We start from the raw sequence: 18421 nt of genomic DNA, 5'->3' as shown, positions 1-18421 counted from the left end.
GGGAGCCGCGCCCTAGCGTGGCCGCCGTCTCGCCGTCCACTTGCGGCCGAAGAGCATGATGACCGGGAGCGTGCAGACCAGCGCCCCGGCGACGGCCAGGGGGCGCTCCAGCCACCAGAACAGGTCGGGCCGCACCCCCACACCGGGTCCGACACCCGCCAGCCACCAGGTCAGCGCCACCCAGATCGCCATGCCGGTCGTGTGGAACAGGAACAGCGGGAGCGCGAACCGGTTGACCGTCTCGTTCACGCGCTGCCATCCGGGACGTTCGAGCAGGCGTTCCATGGACGGCCTCAGCACCTCCACCAGGCCGATCTGGAAGATCAGGAGCGCCACGATGACGAAGGTGGGCGGGGCCATGTTGGAGAGCTTGTCGCCGGGGACGCCCACCATCGAACCCGGGTAGATGCCCGAGTAGACCAGGCCGAAGAGGGCGAACAGGCCGGTCCACAGGATGGCGACGTCGAAGCGGCGGGGAAGCGCCACCACCCTGTCGTAGAAGAAACCGGCCTGGTGGGCCAGTCCCCAGACGATGATCATGTTGAGCCAGCCCGCGGCCTCGTACCCGTAGCGCAGCCGCAGCACGTCGACGACGAGCGCCGCCCCCGCCAGCCAGATCAGGGCCAGCACGTCGTAGCGCTGGTGCAGCCAGAGCGAGATCGGGAGCAGGGCGATCAGCACGAGATAGACGCCGATGAACCAGAGCGGGCTGATGACGAGCAGGACCACGCGGTCCATCCACTCGATCCCGAACGCCCACGCCACGAGCGCGCCGAACACGATCCAGGTCCCGGCCAGCGCCAGCGCGGGGATCGCGAGGCTCCGGATGCGCCGCCACACGAAGGTGCCGATGCCGACACCGCGCTCGCAGGCCCGGTTCCACGACAGCAGGTGGACGTGCCCGCCCACGTAGAAGAAGAGCGGCAGCACCTGCAGCAGCCAGGTCAGTATCCACAGCCCCGAGGTGAAACCCAGCGGGCTCGTCGGCGAGGGGCCGTCGGGGCCCCACTGCAGGATCGTGAACGCCCAGTGCCAGACGACCACGACGATCAGGCTGAACGCGCGCAACCAGTCGACGTACCGGTCCCGCCGCGGCCCGTCCCCGGCGGGGGTCTCCGAAGAGGCGGGGGTTCCCGGAGAAGCGGAGGTTCCCGGAGGGGCGGGGGTTCCCGGAGGGGCGGCGAGGGTTCCTGAAGAGGCGGGGGTTCCCGGAGAAGCCGAGGTTTCCGGAGAAGCCGAGGTTTCCGGAGAGGTGGCGGGAGTTCCAGGGGAGGCGGGGAGGGGTGTGGGGAGCGCCGAGGGGGTCGCCCTCTCCTGGTCCTCACCGGGCTCGATCATGCGGTTGCAACCGTGCCTTACTTGTCGATGTCGCCGACGACGAAGAACATCGAGCCCAGGATGGCCACCATGTCCGCGACCAGGTGGCCGGGAAGCATCTCGCGCAGCACCTGGACGTTGTTGAAGGAGGCCGAGCGGAGCTTCATCCGCCACGGCGTCTTCTCCCCGCGCGAGACCAGGTAGTAGCCGTTGAGGCCGAGCGGGCTCTCCGTCCAGGCGTAGGTGTGGCCCTCGGGAACCTTCAGAACCTTGGGCAGGCGCTGGTTGACCGGCCCCGGGGGCAGGTCGAGGAGCCGTTCCAGGCAGGCGTCGGCCAGGTCGAGGGAGACCTTCACCTGCTCCAGCAGCACCTCGAACCGGGCGTGGCAGTCTCCCGCCGACCGGGTGACGACCTTCACCGGCAGCTCGCCGTAGGCGAGGTAGGGCTCGTCCCTGCGCAGGTCGACGTCGACGCCCGCGGCGCGGGCGATCGGGCCGCTCACGCCGTACTGCATGATCGTCTCGCGGTCGAGGACGCCCACCCCGCGCGTGCGGGCGAGGAAGATCTCGTTCCCGGCGATCAGGTTCTCGATGTCGGGCAGCCGTCGCCGCACGTCGGCCACGGCCTGGGCGGCCCGGCCCGTCCACCCTGAAGGGATCTCCTCCTTGAGGCCGCCGACCCGGTTGAACATGTAGTGCATGCGCCCGCCGGAGATCTCCTCCATCACGGCCTGGAGGGTCTCGCGCTCCCGGAACGCGTAGAACATCGGGGTGATCGCACCCAGCTCCAGCGGGTAGGAGCCGAGGAACATCAGATGGCTGAGCACCCGGTTGAGCTCGGCCATCAGCGTGCGCGTCCAGACCGCCCTGACCGGCACCTCCATGCCGAGCATCCGCTCCACCGCGAGCACGACGCCCAGCTCGTTGGCGAACGCCGACAGCCAGTCGTGCCGGTTGGCCAGCACGATGATCTGCCGGTAGTCGCGGACCTCGAAGAGCTTCTCGGCGCCCCGGTGCATGTAGCCCACGATCGGCTCGGCCGCGCTGATCCGCTCCCCGTCCAGCGTGAGCCGCAGCCGCAGCACGCCGTGCGTGGACGGGTGCTGCGGTCCGATGTTGAGGATCATGTCCTCGGTCGCGAGCTCCTTGCCGTACGCCCCCCGCACGGCCTCGGCGCCCGCCCCCATACCCACGTTCAGCTCGCGGGGCGCGCCTTCAGTCATAGGGCCATGCTGTCACGTCAGCCGCGCGAGGCAAGATCCCGCAGGGCGTCGACCAACCGGTCGACGTGCTCGGAGGTCGTACCGATGCCGATGGAGGCGCGGACGGCGGAGGCGGTGACGTCGTCGCAGCCGCCGTCCTTGGCGCCCAGCAGGTGCCGTACGAAGGGGTGGGCGCAGAACTTGCCGTCGCGGACGCCGATGCCGTAGTCGCCGGACAGGGCCTCGGCGACCTCGCGGGCGGTGAAGCCGTCCACCACGAAGGAGACGATGCCGACGCGCGGGTGGTCCGGGCCCCACAGGGACAGCTCGTGGACGCCGGGGACGGAGGCGAGGCCCGCGCGCAGGCGGCCGAGGAGGCGCTCCTCCTCGCGGACCAGCGGGGTCCAGCCGGTGGCGGTCAGGGCGTCGCAGGCCGCGGCGAGCGCGACGGCGCCCAGCACGTTCGGGGTCCCGGCCTCGTGCCGGGCCTCGGGGTCGTCGTGCCACTCGGTGCCGTCGTCGTTCACGGCCTTCACCGCGCCGCCGCCCCGCAGGTACGGCTCGGCCTCGGCCAGCCAGTCGGAGCGGCCGATCAGCGCCCCGGTGCCGAACGGAGCGTAGAGCTTGTGGCCGGAGAAGACCACGTAGTCCAGGTCGAGCGCCGTCAGGTTGAGGCGGCGGTGCGGGACGAGCTGCGCGGCGTCGACGAGGACGCGGGCCCCGTGGCGGTGGGCGATGTGGGCCAGCGCGGCGATCGGCCAGAGCTCCCCGGTGACGTTGGAGGCGGCGGTCACGACCAGCAGCTTGGGACCGTCGATCGAGGCGAGGGCGTCGTCGGCGGCCCGGACGGCCTCGCCGGGGAAGGCCGGGGCCGCGAGCCGCACGGCCCGCGCCCAGGGCAGCAGCGAGGCGTGGTGCTCGGTGTCGAAGACCACGGCGGTGGTGCCCTCGGGCAGGCTGCGGGCCAGCAGGTTGGTGGCGTCCGTGGTGTTGCGGGTGAAGATCACGGAGTCGTCGGGACGGGCGCCGACGAAGGCGCGCACCGTGTGCCTGGCCTGCTCGTAGCGGGCCGTGGTCAGCTGGGACGCGTACCCGGCGCCACGGTGGACGCTGGAGTAGGCCGGGAGCGCGGCGGCGACGGCGGCGCTCACCGGCTCCAGACAGGGGGCGCTCGCGGCGTAGTCGAGGTTGGCGTAGCGGACGAGCCTGCCGCCCCTGACCGGGACCTCCAGGTCCGAGCCGAGCACGGCCGGGATCGGGCGTTCACCCGGCGTACGGGCCTGGAGGGAGCTCGCGTGAGCGGAGGCGGTGCTCTCGGGGGCGCTCGCCTGAGCGGAGGCGAGGCTCTCGGGGGTGCTGAGGATCGTCAGGGTGGACATGCCAGGGCTCCTTCGAGGTCATCGGACCCCAACCCGTGACACAGGTGCCTGGAGCCCGCGCTTGCCCGGCACACCTCGTGCCGGACCAGGTCCTCACCCGGGGCACCCCGCCGCGGACGCGAGGGTTGCCGGCCAGCGAGCCGGGGCTTGTCACTGGCACTCATGACCTACGGGGGAACTATAACCGACACTTCGCGGTGCCCCGCAAGTCCGAAACGTGATCAACCCGATATCGGAGCCTCGGGCGAGCGCCCGGCGAAGCGTGACGACCGGGACGAACGCCCATCGGGAGCTCTCGGCGAATTCGAGAGCGAAGTGTGATGAAAGAGAGGAACTCCGGGCGCCTCCCGGTCGTCCTGGCAGTCAGCCGAAGAAGCGTTCGGGCAGTTGGCCGACGGTGTGCTCCAAGCGCCGACCGACGAAGGAGAAAGCAATGGACTGGGTGACCAACCCGGAGATATGGATAGGGTTCTTCACCCTTGTCGCCCTGGAGATCGTCCTGGGGATCGACAACATCATCTTCATCTCGATCCTGGTGAGCAAGCTCCCGCCCGCACAGCGCGACAAGGCCCGCAAGCTGGGTCTCGCCGTCGCCCTGATCAGCCGCCTTCTGCTGCTGCTGGCGTTGTCGTGGGTGGTGAGGCTCACCGAACCGATGTTCGAGGTGTTCGGGCAGGGGATATCGGGGCGCGACCTGATCCTGATACTCGGAGGCCTGTTCCTGCTGGGCAAGAGCGTCCATGAGATGCACGGCAGCCTGGAGGGCGACTCCGGTCACTCCGACGGCAAGGTGGCCTCGTCCTTCACCTCGGTGATCATCCAGATCATGATCCTCGACGTCGTCTTCTCGCTCGACTCGGTGATCACCGCGGTCGGCATGGTCGACGAGATCGGCGTCATGATCGCGGCCGTCATCGTCTCGGTCATCGTGATGCTGGTCGCCTCCGGGCCGATCAGCCGCTTCGTGGAGCGGCACCCGAGCATCAAGATGCTCGCGCTGTCCTTCCTGGTGCTGATCGGTGTCGTTCTCATCGCCGAGGGATTCGAGCAGCACATCTCCAAGGGTTACATCTACTTCGCCATGGCGTTCTCGCTGCTGGTGGAGCTGCTGAACATCCGGATGCGCAAGGTGAGGCGCAAGCCGGTCGAGCTGCGCGCCCGCTACGAGGCCGGGAGTGACGCCGGTTCGGAGACCCCGGAAAGCGCAGGGACCCAGGAAAGCGCCGGGACCCAGGAGGCCCCGGTGAGCCAGGGAGCTCCGGCGGGCCGCGCCGACGAGCCCGCCGAGAGGGGGAAGCCGGACGAACGGGCCTGATCCTGGACCGGGGATTACGATGCTTACGTGCTCTTTGATCCCTGGAATCCGGAATTCGTCGCCCACCCCTACGACGTCTACGACGAGCTGAGGCGGGAGCGGCCGGTCAGCTTCTTCGAGCCGACCGGCCAGTGGCTGGTGGCCAGGCACGCCGACGTCAACGCGCTGCTGCGGGACCGCAGGCTCGGCCGCTCCTACCTGCACGTCGCCTCGCACCGGGAGTTCGGCAGGCCGGACGACCCCGGGTTCCAGGACCCGTTCTGGCGGGTGATCAGGGCGGGGATGCTCGACGTCGAGCCGCCGGTGCACACCAGGCTCCGGCGGCTGGTGTCGAAGGCGTTCACCCCCCGCATGGTCGAGGCGCTCCGCCCCAAGGTCGCCCGCATGGCCGGGGAGCTGGTGGACGCCTTCGTCGAGCGCGGCGGCGGGGACCTGATCGCCGAGGTCGCCGAGCCGCTCCCGGTCACGGTGATCGCCGAGATGCTCGGCGTCCCCGAGGCCGACCGGCACCTGCTGCGGCCCTGGTCGGCCGACATCTGCGGCATGTACGAGCTCCAGCCGTCGGTCGAGGCCCAGCACACGGCCGTACGGGCGGCCGAGGAGTTCTCCGCCTACCTCGTCGAGCTGGCCCGCGCCCGCAGGGCCGACCCCGGCGACGACCTGATCAGCGCGCTCGCCCTGGTGGCCGACGAGGGTGACAGGCTCACCGAGGAGGAGCTGGTCGGCACCTGCGTGCTGCTGCTCAACGCCGGGCACGAGGCCACCGTGAACGTCACCGGCAACGGCTGGTGGTCGCTGTTCCGCAACCCGGCCGAGCTGGACCGGCTCCGCGCCGACCACGCGCTGCTGCCCACGGCGGTCGAGGAGCTGATGCGCTGGGACACCCCGCTGCAGATGTTCGAGCGCTGGGTGCTGGAGGACATCTCGGTGGGCGGGGTCGACATCCCGCGCGGCGCCGAGGTGGCGCTGCTGTTCGGCTCGGCCAACCGCGACCCCGAGGTCTTCGCCGACCCCGCCCGCCTGGACGTGGGCCGGGCCGACAACCCGCACATCTCCTTCGGCGCCGGAATCCACTTCTGCCTGGGGGCGCCGCTGGCCAGGGTCGAGCTGATCGAGTCCTTCGGTGCCCTGCTGCGCAGGGCACCGAAGATGGAACTCGCCGCCGAGCCCTCCTGGGGCCCGGGTTACGTCATCCGGGGCCTGACCTCGCTCGACGTACGGGTCTGAAACCCGTCGCACACGGGTGACCCGTCACACACGGGTGTCGTCCCGAGCGACGGACGGTGCTCGCCCCCGGCGGTGAGCCCCCGGCGGTGAGCCCTCGGCGGTGAGCCCCGCCGGGCCGGCGCCGGTGTGGCGGGTCGACGGGGCTCTGAGACGGGCGTCGGTGTGGTGGGTCGGTGATGGCTCTGGGGACAGCCGGATGTCGGCGCGGTGGGTCAGCGGCGGCTCTGGGAGAGCCAGCCGAACCCGCCGAGGCCGCCCGCCGCGATGAGCTCCGCCTCCTCCGAGGCCCTGGCGAGGGCCTGCAGGTAGCCGCGCGGGTCGTTCCCGGCCTGCGCGACCGGGGGACGGCCCCCGGTGACGCCGAGGGCGCGCAACGCCTCGCGCTGCGTGGTCAGCGCCGTCGTGACGGCCCCGGCGCTCTCGCCGGAGGCCGCGCAGGCGTCGAGCGCCACGTGGGCGGTGATGTCGCACGAGCCGTCGGGCACGGGCGCGACCATCGCTCCGTCGCGGTATCCGGCCAGCGTGCCGTACGGCGGCCGGTCGTCCAGGGCGTGGGAGTAGTCGATCGCGACCGCCCGGCCGCGCGCCAGCCGTACGACCACCGACGCCCAGGCCCTGTCGCGCGGCCTGCCGATCTCGGCCCGCTCCCCGACGGCCCGCATCGGCCACCATCGGTCCAGCCAGGCGAGGTCCGCCTCGGAGGGCCTGCCGCCGAGGCGCTCCTCACCGTCGGTGACGTTGACCATGACGAGCCGGGGCCCGTCGGCCGTCTGCTCCGCGACATCGACCGGGACGTTGTCGAGCCACTCGTTGGCGATCACCAGCCCGTGGATCCCGTCCGGCGCGGCCCTCGCCCAGACGATCTCCTCGGGCAGCTCCGGCGGCCGGGACGCCAGGTCGACCGCCGTCACCCGCAGTCTCGACCGGAGCGCGGGCGGCGCCGCGGCCAGCACGCCGGCCGCCAGCTCGCCCTCGCCGGCGCCGATGTCGACCAGGTCGAGCGGATCGGGGCCGCCGAGCGCCTCGTCGACCGCGGCCAGCTCGCGCAGCACGGCCTCGGCGAAGACGGGGGAGGCACCGACCGATGTCCGGAAATGACTGGAGGGGCGCTCCCGGAGATAGAAGCCGCTTTCGCCGTAGAGCGCATGCTCCATCGCGGCACGCCAGGTGAGCCACACGCTCTCAGACGCTACCCGCCGGGGCGGGGGAACGAGATCGACTCGCGCTGACGCTTCGAGTGAATGCATGACTACATTCTGTCACCGGTTTGCGCGATCGTTGTCGACGCCGCGTCGGCGCGCCACCGCCCGGATCGCCGCGTGAGCCGGGCCCGCGGGTTCTCCGGCGGGTCCCGTAAGCTCCCGGTTCTTCCAGGCCAGACCTCCGGAGGTCCGCTACCGACCGCTACCGATGACGCGGCTTGCCACGGTTACGACGGCCTGGCCCGTTACGCTGGTCAATCGGGCACGGAGCCCCACATGGTCGAAGGACGGGACGTCATGGACGCAGTCGATCGCCCGGCACGGCTGGCCGTCGGAGTGGTTGGAGCGGGCAGGGTCGGTTCGGCGCTCGGCGCCGCGCTCGTCAGGGCGGGACACCGGGTGGTGGCGGCGAGCGGTGTCTCCGACGCCTCCAGGGAGCGGGCGGTCGAGCGGCTCGGGCTCGTCCCCACCCGGCCCGAGGACGTGGTGGCCGGTGCGGACCTCGTCCTGCTGACCGTCCCCGACGACGTGCTGCCCGGCCTGGTCTCCGGGCTGGTCGAGACGGGGGTCGACCTGCGCGGCAAGCTGGTGGCCCACACCAGCGGCGCGTACGGCCTGGCGGTGCTGAACCCGGCGATCAAGGCCGGGGCGCTGCCGCTGGCGCTGCACCCCGTGATGACCTTCACCGGCCGCGACGACGACCTGCGCCGCCTCACCGGGATCTCGTACGGGGTGACCGCCCCCGACCCGCTCCGCCCGGTGGCCGAGGCCCTCGTCATCGAGATGGAGGGCGAGCCGGTCTGGATCGCCGACGAGGACCGGCCGCTCTACCACGCGGCCCTGGCGCAGGCGGCCAACCACATGGTGACGCTCATCGCGGAGTCCTCGGAGCTGCTGGAGAGGATCGGCGTGGAGCAGCCGGGCCGGATGCTCGGCCCGCTGCTCGGCGCGGCCCTGGAGAACGTGCTGAGGCTCGGCATCGCCGGGCTGACCGGCCCGGTGGTGCGCGGCGACGCCGGGACCGTCCGCAGGCACGTGGACGCGCTGATCCTCGCCGCCCCCGAGGCGGCGGACGCCTACGTGGCGCTCGCCAGGCTCACCGCCGACCGGGCGCTGGCGGCCGGGCTGCTCAAGCCCGAGGCCGCGGAGCGCCTCCTGGACGCCCTGGGCGGCAACATATGGACCTGAGGGCCGTGTGTGGACGGAGAGCGGCCCGGGAGGCGACGCGCGGCCCTGAGGGCCCGTGGGGCACCGGAGCGGCCGGGAGCGACGTACGGCCTCGGGACGGCGGGAGCGGCCCGGGGGGCGGCGTGCGGTTCCCGGGTCCTCGCCGTGCCGCCCCGGTGCCCGCTCCGGCGACCCGATCCGGTTAGCTGACCGGGTGAGCCGAATCCGTCCGGCGAAGGCAACCGGCGGATTCCGATGACCGTCATTCCTCTCCGGCCCGGGAGCCGGAGCACCCCCGGGAGGTTCCAGTGATCGTGGCGGACGACCGCGCAGGGCTGCTCAAGGCTCGCGAGACACTGGGGATCGGCGCGGGAGCCTCCTCGGGGGGGAGCGCGCTCGCGCTCGTGCCGACCATGGGCGCGCTGCACGAGGGGCACCGCTCGCTCATCCGGCTGGCCCGCGAGAGGGCCGCGCACGTGGCGGTGAGCATCTTCGTGAACCCGCTCCAGTTCGGGCCTGCCGAGGACTTCTCCCGCTATCCCCGTACGTTCGACGCCGACGTCGAGATCTGCGAGGCCGAGGGGGTGAGCGTGGTGTTCGCCCCCTCGGCCGAGGACATGTACCTGCCGGACAGGCAGGTCGGCGTCTCCGCGGGCGGGATGGGGTCGGTAGTCGAGGGGGAGTTCAGGCCCGGCCACCTCGACGGGGTGCTGACCGTGGTGCTGAAGCTGTTCAACCTGGTCCAGCCGGACGTGGCGGTGTTCGGGCAGAAGGACGCCCAGCAGCTCGCGGTGATCCGCAGGATGGTCGCCGACCTGAACCTGCCGGTCTCGATCGTCGGCGGGCCCACGGTCCGCGAGCCGGACGGCCTGGCGCTGTCCAGCCGCAACCGCTACCTGTCGCCGGAGGACCGGGTGACGGCCCTGGCCCTGTCCCGCGCCCTGACGGCGGGGTCCGCTCGGCGCGCGCCCGCGGAGATCCGCCGAACCGCGCTCGCCGTCCTGGAGGCCGAGCCGTCGCTGGCGCTCGACTACCTGGTCCTGGTCGACCCCGCGACCTTCGCGGAGGTCGGCGACGACCACGCCGGTGAGGCGATCCTCGCGGTGGCCGCCAGGGTGGGCTCCACCAGGCTGATCGACAACGTCACGCTCGCCGCCGGCTGACTCCGGGCCGCTCGCCGGTGAGGACCGGTGAGCGGTGAGCGGTGAACGGCTGATGATGGGCAGCCCACGCGGGCCGGTGCGCGGCCGGCGGTGGCCGGTGGTTGGTGCGCGGCTGACGGTGGCCGGTGCGCGGCCGGCGCGGGCCGGTGGCCGGTGAGCCGTCGCGTACGTCCCTAAGCTCCCTAAGCTGCTGTTATCTCAAGGTTCGGGTGAAATGTCCCACCCCGGGGAACAGCCGCTTCGCGGGCCACGTTATCGTCACACTGACGAAATGAACGGCCTCTAATGAACCCCGCGAGGAGGCGGCTATGAGCATCCCGGCCATTCCCCAGAGGTTGACCGCTCCGGCTCCGGGCTGGACGGTACGGGCGGACGTGGTCGTGGTGGGCTCCGGCGTCGCCGGCCTCACCCTGGCGCTGCGCTACGCCGCCCTCGAACCCGGGGCGAAGGTCCTGGTCGTCACCAAGGACGTCCTGTCGTCCGGCTCCACCCGCTGGGCCCAGGGCGGCATCGCCGCCGTGCTCGACCCGAGGGACACCCCCGAGGAGCACCTGTCCGACACGCTCGTCGCCGGAGTGGGCCTCTGCGACGAGGAGGCCGTCCGGGTCCTGGTGACGGAGGGGCCCGACGCGCTGCGCGGGCTGATCGCGGTGGGCGCCCGGTTCGACACCGACGCCACGGGGACGCTCCAGCTCACCAGGGAGGGCGGCCACCGCCGCGACCGCATCGTGCACGCGGGCGGCGACGCCACCGGGGCCGAGGTGCAGCGGGCACTCGTCCAGGCCGTCGCGGAGTCGGACATCGAGGTGATCGAGCACGCGCTCGTCCTCGACCTCCTCAAGGACGCCGAGGGCCGTACCGCCGGGGTGACCCTGCACGTCATGGGCGAGGGCGAGCGCGACGGGGTGGGCGCGGTCACGGCGGGGGCCGTGGTGCTGGCCACCGGCGGCATGGGCCAGGTCTACGCCGCCACCACCAACCCCGTCGTCTCCACCGGCGACGGGGTGGCGCTCGCGCTGCGCGCGGGAGCCGTCGTCAGGGACCTGGAGTTCGTCCAGTTCCACCCGACCGTCCTGTGGCTCGGCGAGGACTCCACCGGCCAGCAGCCGCTGGTCTCCGAGGCGGTCAGGGGCGAGGGCGCGGTGCTCGTCGACGCGGACGGCACCCCGTTCATGCGGGACGTCCACGAGCTCGCCGACCTCGCCCCCCGCGACGTCGTGGCCAAGGCGATCATGCGGCGGATGCGCGCCACCGGCGCCGACCACGTCTATCTCGACGCCCGCCACTTCGGCGAGGAGAAGTGGCGCACCCGCTTCCCGACGATCCACGCGGTCTGCCTGGAGCACGGCATCGACCCGGTCACCCAGCTCGTCCCCGTCGCGCCCGCCGCCCACTACGCCAGCGGCGGCGTCCGCGCCGACCTGCGCGGCCGTACCAGCGTGCCCGGCCTGTACGCGTGCGGCGAGGTCGCGTGCACCGGCGTGCACGGCGCCAACCGGCTGGCCTCCAACTCCCTGCTCGAAGGCCTGGTCTTCGCCGGGCGCATCGCCGCCGACATCCACGCGGTACGGACCGCACGCGCCGGGAACGCGACGCCCGCGGCGAGCGAGCCGGCCCCCGACGACCGGCCCACCGGCCTGATCGACCCCAGGGCCCGCAGCAGGATCCAGGCGCACATGAGCCGGGGGGCGAGCGTGCTGCGCGGCCAGGAGTCCCTGGGAGAGGTCGCCAGGGCCCTGATGAACCTCAGGTGGACCCCGGTGACGGTCGAGCCCTGTACCGAGTCCTGGGAGACCACGAACCTGCTGACGGTCGCCTCCGCGCTCGTGGCGGCCGCCCGCGAGCGCCGGGAGACCCGGGGCTCCCACTGGCGGGAGGACTTTCCCGAGCGCGACGACGACCGGTGGCTGGGCCACCTCGACACCACCCTGACAGCGGAGGGACCCGCCATGACATACGTACCGCACGGGCGGCACGCGACCGCGTTGCCGGCCCAGGTGGAGAACGACCTGATCGAGGCGGGCCTGGACCCGGCGGCGGTGACCGCGATCCTGGAGGCCGCCGAGGCCGAGGACCTGCAGGAGGCGGGCGACGTCACCAGCCTCGCCACCATCCCCGCGGACCAGACGGCCACCGCCGACGTGGTGGCCCGCGAGGACGGCGTGGTCGCGGGGCTGGCCGTGGCCGAGGGCGCGTTCTCCCACCTCAGCCGGGGCCGCCTGGTGACCGAGCGCAGGGTCAAGGACGGCGAGCGCGTCGTCCGGGGCGACGTGCTGATGACCGTCACCGGTCCTGCCCGGGACCTGCTGACCGCCGAGCGCACCGTGCTCAACCTGCTCACCCACCTGTCCGGCATCGCGACCCTGACCGGCCGCTGGGTCCTGGCCGTCGAGGGGACCGGGGCCCGGATCAGGGACAGCCGCAAGACGCTGCCCGGACTGCGCGCCCTGGAGAAGTACGCCGTCCGGTGCGGCGGCGGAACCAATCACCGGATGTCGCTTTCGGACGCCGCGCTGATCAAGGACAATCACGTGGTGGCCTCGGGCGGGGTCGCGGAGGCGTTCCGTGCTGTTCGTGACGCCTACCCCGGCCTGCCGATCGAGGTCGAGGTCGACCGGATCGACCAGATCGAGCCGGTGCTGGCCGAGGGAGCGGAGGAGATCCTGTTGGACAATTTCACCGTCGAGGAGCTGACGCGGGCCGTACGGCTGGTGGACGGCCGGGCGCGGCTGGAGTCCAGCGGGGGGCTCACCCTCCAGGTCGCTCGTGACGTGGCCGAAACAGGTGTTGACTACCTTGCCGTGGGCGCGCTCACGCACTCGGCACCGGCGCTGGACATCGCCTTGGACCTTCGGGGGAATTGATGCTGCTTGCCATCGACGTCGGCAACACCCACACCGTGCTCGGGCTCTTCGAGGGTGAGGACGTCATCGAGCACTGGCGGATCGCCACGGACGCCCGGCGCACGGCGGACGAGATCGCCGTCGTGCTCCAGGGGTTGCTCGGGCAGTCGCCGCTGCTCAAGGGCGCCGACGTCAACGGCATCGTGATCTGTTCCACCGTCCCCTCGGTGCTCAACGAGATGCGCGAGATGTGCCGCCGCTACTACGGCGACGTGAACGCGGTGATCGTCGAGCCCGGGGTCCGCACCGGGGTGCCGGTCCGGATGGACAACCCGAAGGAGGTCGGCAGCGACCGCATCGTCAACGCGCTGGCGGCCATCCAGCTGTACGGCGGGCCGTGCGTCATCGTCGACTTCGGGACCGCGACCTCCTTCGACGCCGTCTCCGCCAAGGGTGAGTACGTCGGCGCGGTGACCGCCCCCGGCATCGAGATCTCGGTGGACGCGCTCGCCGCGGCCGGGGCGCAGCTGCACAAGGTGGAGCTGATCCGCCCCCGCTCGGTGATCGCCAAGAACACCGTCGAGGCGCTCCAGGCCGGCATCATCTACGGCTTCGCCGGCCAGGTGGACGGGATCGTCGAGCGGATGGCGGCCGAGCTCGCCGTCGACCCCGACGACGTCACCGTGGTCGCCACCGGCAGCGCGGCGCCGCTCGTGGTGAGCGAGGCGCGCTCGATCGACATGCACGAGCCCTGGCTCACGCTGATCGGCCTGCGGCTGATCTACCACCGCAACGCCCCCTGAGGACACCGCGGCACGTCAGAGGGCGCCGCGGCACGTCGGGCACGCCGCGGCACGGAGAGAACACCCTCTCCCCGTGCCGCGAACCGGCTCCCCGCGCGGCACGACCCGTTGCCCGCGTGCCGCGCGACCGGCTTCCCACGCCGTACGACAGGCTCTCCCCGCCGCGCGACCGGCGAACTCACGGGGTTCGCCGCATCGGTACCCTTTGGAACTGTGACCGATGACGTGACGAATCCCGCCGAGGATCTGCCCGAGCAGATGCGCGTACGCCGGGAGAAGCTCGACCGCCTCCGTTCCGAGGACGTCGACCCCTACCCGGTGAACTTCCCGCGCACCGCGACCAACGCCGAGATCCGCCAGAAATACGCTGATCTCTCCGCTGACACCGCGACGGGCGACAAAGTGGGCGTCACCGGCCGCGTGATGCTGTCCAGGACCGGCGGCAAGCTCTGCTTCGCCACCCTCCGCGACGGCTCCGGCGACCTCCAGGTCATGATCTCCCTGGACAAGGTGGGCGAGGAGTCCCTGGCCGCGTGGAAGCGCGACGTCGACCTCGGCGACCACGTGGGCATCGAGGGTGAGGTGATCACCTCCCGCAGGGGCGAGCTGTCCATCCTCGCCGACCGCTGGGCGATCACCTCGAAGTGCCTGCGCCCGCTGCCGGAGAAGCACGCCGGGCTCACCGACCCCGAGGCGCGGGTCCGCCAGCGCTACGTCGACCTCATCGTCAACGACGAGGCCAGGAAGCTCGCCTACACCCGCAGTGCCGTGGTCCGGGCCGTCCGCGACTTCTGGCACGAGGAGGGCTACCTGGAGGTCGAGACGCCGATGCTCCAGCCGATCCACGGCGGAGCCACGGCCAGGCCCTTCAAGACCCACATCAACGCGTACGACATGGAGCTCTACCTCCGCATCGCGATCGAGCTCTACCTCAAGCGGCTGGTGGTCGGCGGGCTGGAGAAGGTCTTCGAGATCAACCGCAACTTCCGCAACGAGGGCGCCGACTCCACCCACAACCCCGAGTTCACGATGCTGGAGGCGTACGGCACGTATCTCGACTACAACGACATCGCCGACCTCACCCAGCGGATGATCCAGAAGGCCGTGCTGGCCGCTCTCGGCCACTCCGTGGTCGTGCACGAGGGCCAGGAGATCGACCTCGGCCTGGCGAAGTGGCCGCGGATCACCCTGTACGGGTCGGTCTCCGAGGCGCTGGGCGAGGAGGTCACCACCGAGACGCCCCTGGAGCACGTCCGCAAGCTCGCGGACGCGCGGGAGATCCACTGGGACGCCAAGTGGGGCCAGGGCAAGCTGGTCCAGGAGATCTTCGAGGCCCTCGTCGAGCACACGCTCGTCCAGCCCACGTTCGTCATGGACTACCCGCTGGAGACCTCCCCGCTGGCCCGCGTCCACCGGGACAACCCGCTCCTCACCGAGAAGTGGGACCTGATCGGCTTCGGCACCGAGCTGGGCACCGGCTACTCGGAGCTGAACGACCCGATCGAGCAGCGCCGCCGTCTCACCGAGCAGTCCATGCTCGCCGCGGGCGGCGACGTCGAGGCCATGCAGCTTGACGAGGACTTCCTCACGGCCCTGGAATATGCGATGCCGCCCACCGGTGGCATGGGCCTCGGCATCGACCGCCTCATCATGGCCTTCACGGGCAAGAACATCCGCGAGACCATCCTGTTCCCGCTGGTCAAGCCGACCACCTGAGCCAGGCGGGCGGACGATCTCCCTGCCACGGTGGCGCCGCGCCGGGCACTTCCCGGCCCGGCGCCACCGTCATGAGGGGCTGTCCCGCCCTCTGGCGACGGTGTGTTCCCGGGCAGGACCACTCCCGGACCGAGACCGGCCGACGACCCCGTTCGCCGCCCGGGACGTGCTCCCGGTCGCGGCTCCGGTCACCGCTTGGAACGCGTTCCCAGTCGCGGCTCGGGACGTGACCCCGGTTACCGCTCGAAGCGCGAGCCCTGTGGCCACTCGCGGTCGGGCCGAGGCCCGGCGGGGCCCACACCGCCCACACGGGACGGCGGGTTCGAGGAGCGCCCGGAGAGCCTGACCAGCCGAGCCGCGCCGAGTGGCGCGGTCAACGTCCCGCTCCCGTCAAGCGGCTCCGTCACCCCTCCGCTCCCACCGGGCGGCCCCGTCACCGTCCCACCCCGCCGATCGGCGTCCTGCGCGGTCTCGCGCCGGTGGGTGCGAACACGAACCGGAGCGCGAGCCGTGCGCGGCCGGGGCGCGCCGGAGTGGTTCCCCTACCGTCTCCGGGCCGTCCTCGCAGGAGAGTCACCCCGAGGCGCCGGGGCGCATCGCTCTCGTGAAAGGTTCACGGATCGGGATGATTCCCCGTGGAAGTGCTCGGGGCGTCGGGGCGGATCCGGTGGGCGGGAAACGGTCGCCGAGCACATGGTCTCACCGGCTCCGCTGGTCCGCGCAATATCGGACGCGTTTCCGCATGGTGCAGATATCCCTTTCCAGTATGTCCAATATCGCCCAACGGTCCGCCGTTACCACGTGATACTTCGCGAATGCCGCAAAGCCTCGCCCTTGACCCTCATATTTCCGCGTTTTCCGTGGCGTGTGGTCAAGGCGCTGAGGCATGGTCGCCGGAGAGCACGGGGAAGAGATCAATTTTTGCCGGGAAATGCGGGCGGGCCGGGATCCCCGGGGGATCGGCTTCGGAGCGCCCGGTGAGACGGCGGTTCCGGCGAAACCTTGTTCTGCCAGGACTTCGATCGTCGCAGCCAGGGGGTGCTTGCCGGCTCGTGCCTGGGCTCGATCATGACATAGCCGCAAAGGCACTGACATATCATGAGTACTTCACGTAGCGCCTGCTATGTCAATACTGGACGCACGCTATGAAGAGTGGAACTTGACGACCTTTGAACAAGGCGTTTACCGTTCCTGGCGGACGGTATTCATTTCCGGCGTCTCGCACCCGGTTTCCAGAGTGGGGGGAGTGACTCTTGATGGCATATCCAGAAGTGGATTCACGCCATGGCGACAGCCCCCTGGGCATGAGCGAAATCGGTCTCAGTGACGACGACCTCGTGCTGCTGGCTGAGCTCGCCAAGGGTGTCACGGTCGATCGGGTAGGGCGTCGCCTCGACATCAGTGGCCGGACGGTCAGGCGCAGGCTGAGAGGCATCTGCGACCGCATCGGCGTGGCCACGGCGATCGAGGCCGTGGCCTGGGCGGCTCGCCGTCGCCTGATCTGACGCGTCGCCGCGTGTCCGGCAGGTCGGGCCGGACACGCGTGCGAGCCGACGGCCCGGACAGGCCACACTCGTCCGAACCGACAGGCTGGACAGGCCACACGCGTGCGAGCCGGCGGCCCGGACGGGTCACCCCCGCCCGAACCGACAGGCCGGACAGGCCACTCCCACCCGGTCGGCGGCCCGGACGGGTCACCCCCGCCCGAGTCGACAGGCCTGACAGGCCACCCCGTCCGAGTCGACAGGCCTGACAGGCCCCCGCCCGAGCCGACAGTCTGGGAAGGCCGCCCGCCCGGTCGGAAACCGTTTCGAGCCACACCGCTCCGGCCGGGAGCCGGCGGCTCAGGCGGCGATGCGGACGCCTCCGGCGAAGGGCCGGTTGTCGATCGTGGTGATGTGGATGACGTCACCGGTCCGGGGCGCGTGGACCATCAGGCCCGCGCCGATGTAGATCCCGACGTGGTGCAGGTCGCTGTAGAAGAAGACCAGGTCGCCGGGGCGCAGCTCGTTCCTGGAGACGTGGGTGCCCGCCGTCCACTGGTCGCCGGTGTAGTGCGGCAGGCTGATGCCGACCTTCTGGTAGGCCCACATGACCAGGCCGGAGCAGTCGAAGGAGTTGGGCCCCTCGGCACCCCAGACGTACGGCTTCAGCTGCTGGGTGAGCGCCCAGCGGGCGGCCTCCGCGCCCTTGCCGCTGCCCACGATGGGCACGTCCGTCTTCACCCGGGCGCCCCGGTTGCTGACGGCCCTGGTGCGGACCTCGCTGAACAGGTCGCTCTCGACCCGGTCGACCAGCCGCTCGATCCTGGTCCGGTTGCCGTCGATCTCCGCGAGGAGCTTCTTGACCTCCGCCGTCCTGGCCTTGGCGCCGGCCTGGGCCCGCTCGGCGGCCGCGATCGCCCGGCTCACCTGGGCGAGCTCCTCGCTCTGCTGCTGCTGGAGCGCGTAGTTGGTGGTGGCCTGGTCGAGAAAGGCGTCGGGATCGGTGGCCTGCGTGAAGGCGAGCCCGGAGTTCAGGCCGCCCGACATGTAGGTGCTCTGCGCCAGGAGGGTGGCCTTGGTGCGACGGGACGCCAGCTCGGACTCGCTCGACGCGAGGATCTTCTTGGCGCTCTCCGCGGCCCGCTGGGCCTGCCTGAGCTTGACCCGCTCGCCGTTGTAGCGCTCCGCGAGCGTGCCGATCTCCTGGTGCAGTTTCTCGGCCTGCTTGGCCAGCTGCTGGAGGCTGGGCTCGGGGTCCGCGGTGGCGGACACCAGCGGGGTGCCGAGGGTCAGGGTGGCGAATGCCAGGCCGACGACCGCCATGCGACGGCGCAGCCCTCGCGGCGCGCGTTCTCGACCGCGGGTGTCGTGACCCGCCCGCTCTCCTCCGAGGTCGCGCGTGCGCTTCACCAATGGGCTCCTCTCTCGGCCGCCTACCGGGTTAGCTGACGGGTTCGGGCCGGAGGCAGCCCTACCGGGTGCGCCGGTGGCACTCGGATTCACCCCGGAGGACGTGGTGGGTCCCCGGTTCCCCACGCGGGAGGATTCGGCGGGTCAGGCTTTTCACATCTCTGACATCGAGCACGGAGATTAGTGCACCTGT

13 protein-coding genes and 2 riboswitches are annotated in these 18421 nt (G+C 71.4%); of the genes, 8 read left to right on the top strand and 5 right to left on the bottom strand.

Annotated elements, in window-relative coordinates; genetic code table 11:
- Nucleotides 1–12 precede the first annotated feature (12 nt).
- From ACFYWM_RS24955 to ACFYWM_RS24945, 3 genes are read right to left on the bottom strand one after another with little or no spacing between them, the layout of a single operon-like run.
- Nucleotides 13–1338, bottom strand: coding sequence for an acyltransferase family protein (locus ACFYWM_RS24955; protein WP_389917864.1), 1326 nt, complete (start codon nt 1336–1338; stop codon nt 13–15).
- Between the two features lie 17 nt (nt 1339–1355).
- Entirely contained in the window at nt 1356–2540 is a 1185-nt protein-coding gene (locus ACFYWM_RS24950) for an NADH-quinone oxidoreductase subunit D (protein WP_389917862.1), read from the bottom strand.
- A gap of 17 nt (nt 2541–2557) precedes the next feature.
- Nucleotides 2558–3898, bottom strand: a complete 1341-nt coding sequence (locus ACFYWM_RS24945) for an aminotransferase class V-fold PLP-dependent enzyme (protein WP_389917860.1) — start codon at nt 3896–3898, stop codon at nt 2558–2560.
- Nucleotides 3899–3950: 52 nt separating this feature from the next.
- Nucleotides 3951–4066: riboswitch (SAM riboswitch) on the bottom strand.
- A gap of 265 nt (nt 4067–4331) precedes the next feature.
- On the opposite strand from ACFYWM_RS24945, the gene ACFYWM_RS24940 reads away from it, so the two are divergent.
- A complete protein-coding gene (locus ACFYWM_RS24940) occupies nt 4332–5213 on the top strand; it encodes a TerC family protein (RefSeq protein WP_389917858.1) in 882 nt (293 codons plus the stop codon).
- Nucleotides 5214–5240: 27 nt separating this feature from the next.
- On the top strand, nt 5241–6440 hold the full coding sequence (locus ACFYWM_RS24935) for a cytochrome P450 (protein WP_389917856.1): 1200 nt from the start codon (nt 5241–5243) through the stop codon (nt 6438–6440).
- Between the two features lie 212 nt (nt 6441–6652).
- On the opposite strand, the gene ACFYWM_RS24930 is transcribed toward ACFYWM_RS24935, so the two are convergent.
- Nucleotides 6653–7594 carry an SAM-dependent methyltransferase gene (locus ACFYWM_RS24930; RefSeq protein WP_389917855.1) on the bottom strand — a complete coding sequence of 314 codons (942 nt, stop codon included), beginning with the start codon at nt 7592–7594 and terminating at the stop codon, nt 6653–6655.
- Nucleotides 7595–7939: 345 nt separating this feature from the next.
- Here ACFYWM_RS24930 and ACFYWM_RS24925 point away from each other — a divergent pair, with 345 nt between their 5' ends.
- The 6 genes from ACFYWM_RS24925 (at nt 7940) to ACFYWM_RS24900 (ending at nt 16839) form a co-directional block, all read left to right on the top strand.
- Nucleotides 7940–8830 carry a Rossmann-like and DUF2520 domain-containing protein gene (locus ACFYWM_RS24925; RefSeq protein ID WP_389917853.1) on the top strand — a complete coding sequence of 297 codons (891 nt, stop codon included), beginning with the start codon at nt 7940–7942 and terminating at the stop codon, nt 8828–8830.
- A 314-nt stretch (nt 8831–9144) separates the two neighbouring features.
- Entirely contained in the window at nt 9145–9972 is an 828-nt protein-coding gene (gene panC, locus ACFYWM_RS24920; RefSeq protein ID WP_389917908.1) for a pantoate--beta-alanine ligase, read from the top strand.
- A 308-nt stretch (nt 9973–10280) separates the two neighbouring features.
- Nucleotides 10281–12836 (top strand): L-aspartate oxidase, encoded by a 2556-nt coding sequence (locus ACFYWM_RS24915; protein WP_389917851.1) that lies wholly within the window; start codon nt 10281–10283, stop codon nt 12834–12836.
- Nucleotides 12836–13618, top strand: a complete 783-nt coding sequence (locus tag ACFYWM_RS24910; RefSeq protein ID WP_350972521.1) for a type III pantothenate kinase — start codon at nt 12836–12838, stop codon at nt 13616–13618. Before ACFYWM_RS24915 ends, ACFYWM_RS24910 begins: the two co-directional genes overlap by 1 nt.
- 213 nt (nt 13619–13831) lie before the next feature.
- Nucleotides 13832–15334 (top strand): bifunctional lysylphosphatidylglycerol synthetase/lysine--tRNA ligase LysX, encoded by a 1503-nt coding sequence (gene lysX / locus ACFYWM_RS24905; RefSeq protein WP_389917850.1) that lies wholly within the window; start codon nt 13832–13834, stop codon nt 15332–15334.
- A gap of 1304 nt (nt 15335–16638) precedes the next feature.
- Nucleotides 16639–16839: a LuxR C-terminal-related transcriptional regulator gene (locus tag ACFYWM_RS24900; RefSeq protein ID WP_362873574.1), complete on the top strand. Its 201-nt coding sequence runs from the start codon at nt 16639–16641 to the stop codon at nt 16837–16839.
- Nucleotides 16840–17178: 339 nt separating this feature from the next.
- On the opposite strand, the gene ACFYWM_RS24895 is transcribed toward ACFYWM_RS24900, so the two are convergent.
- Nucleotides 17179–18228, bottom strand: a complete 1050-nt coding sequence (locus ACFYWM_RS24895; protein WP_389917847.1) for an NlpC/P60 family protein — start codon at nt 18226–18228, stop codon at nt 17179–17181.
- 5 nt (nt 18229–18233) lie between these two features.
- A riboswitch (cyclic di-AMP (ydaO/yuaA leader) is annotated at nt 18234–18380 on the bottom strand.
- Nucleotides 18381–18421: the final 41 nt, after the last annotated feature.

Source organism: Streptosporangium sp. NPDC002721 (genome assembly GCF_042888905.1).
Classification (GTDB): domain Bacteria; phylum Actinomycetota; class Actinomycetes; order Streptosporangiales; family Streptosporangiaceae; genus Streptosporangium.
This window is presented reverse-complemented; position numbering and strand designations above follow the sequence as displayed.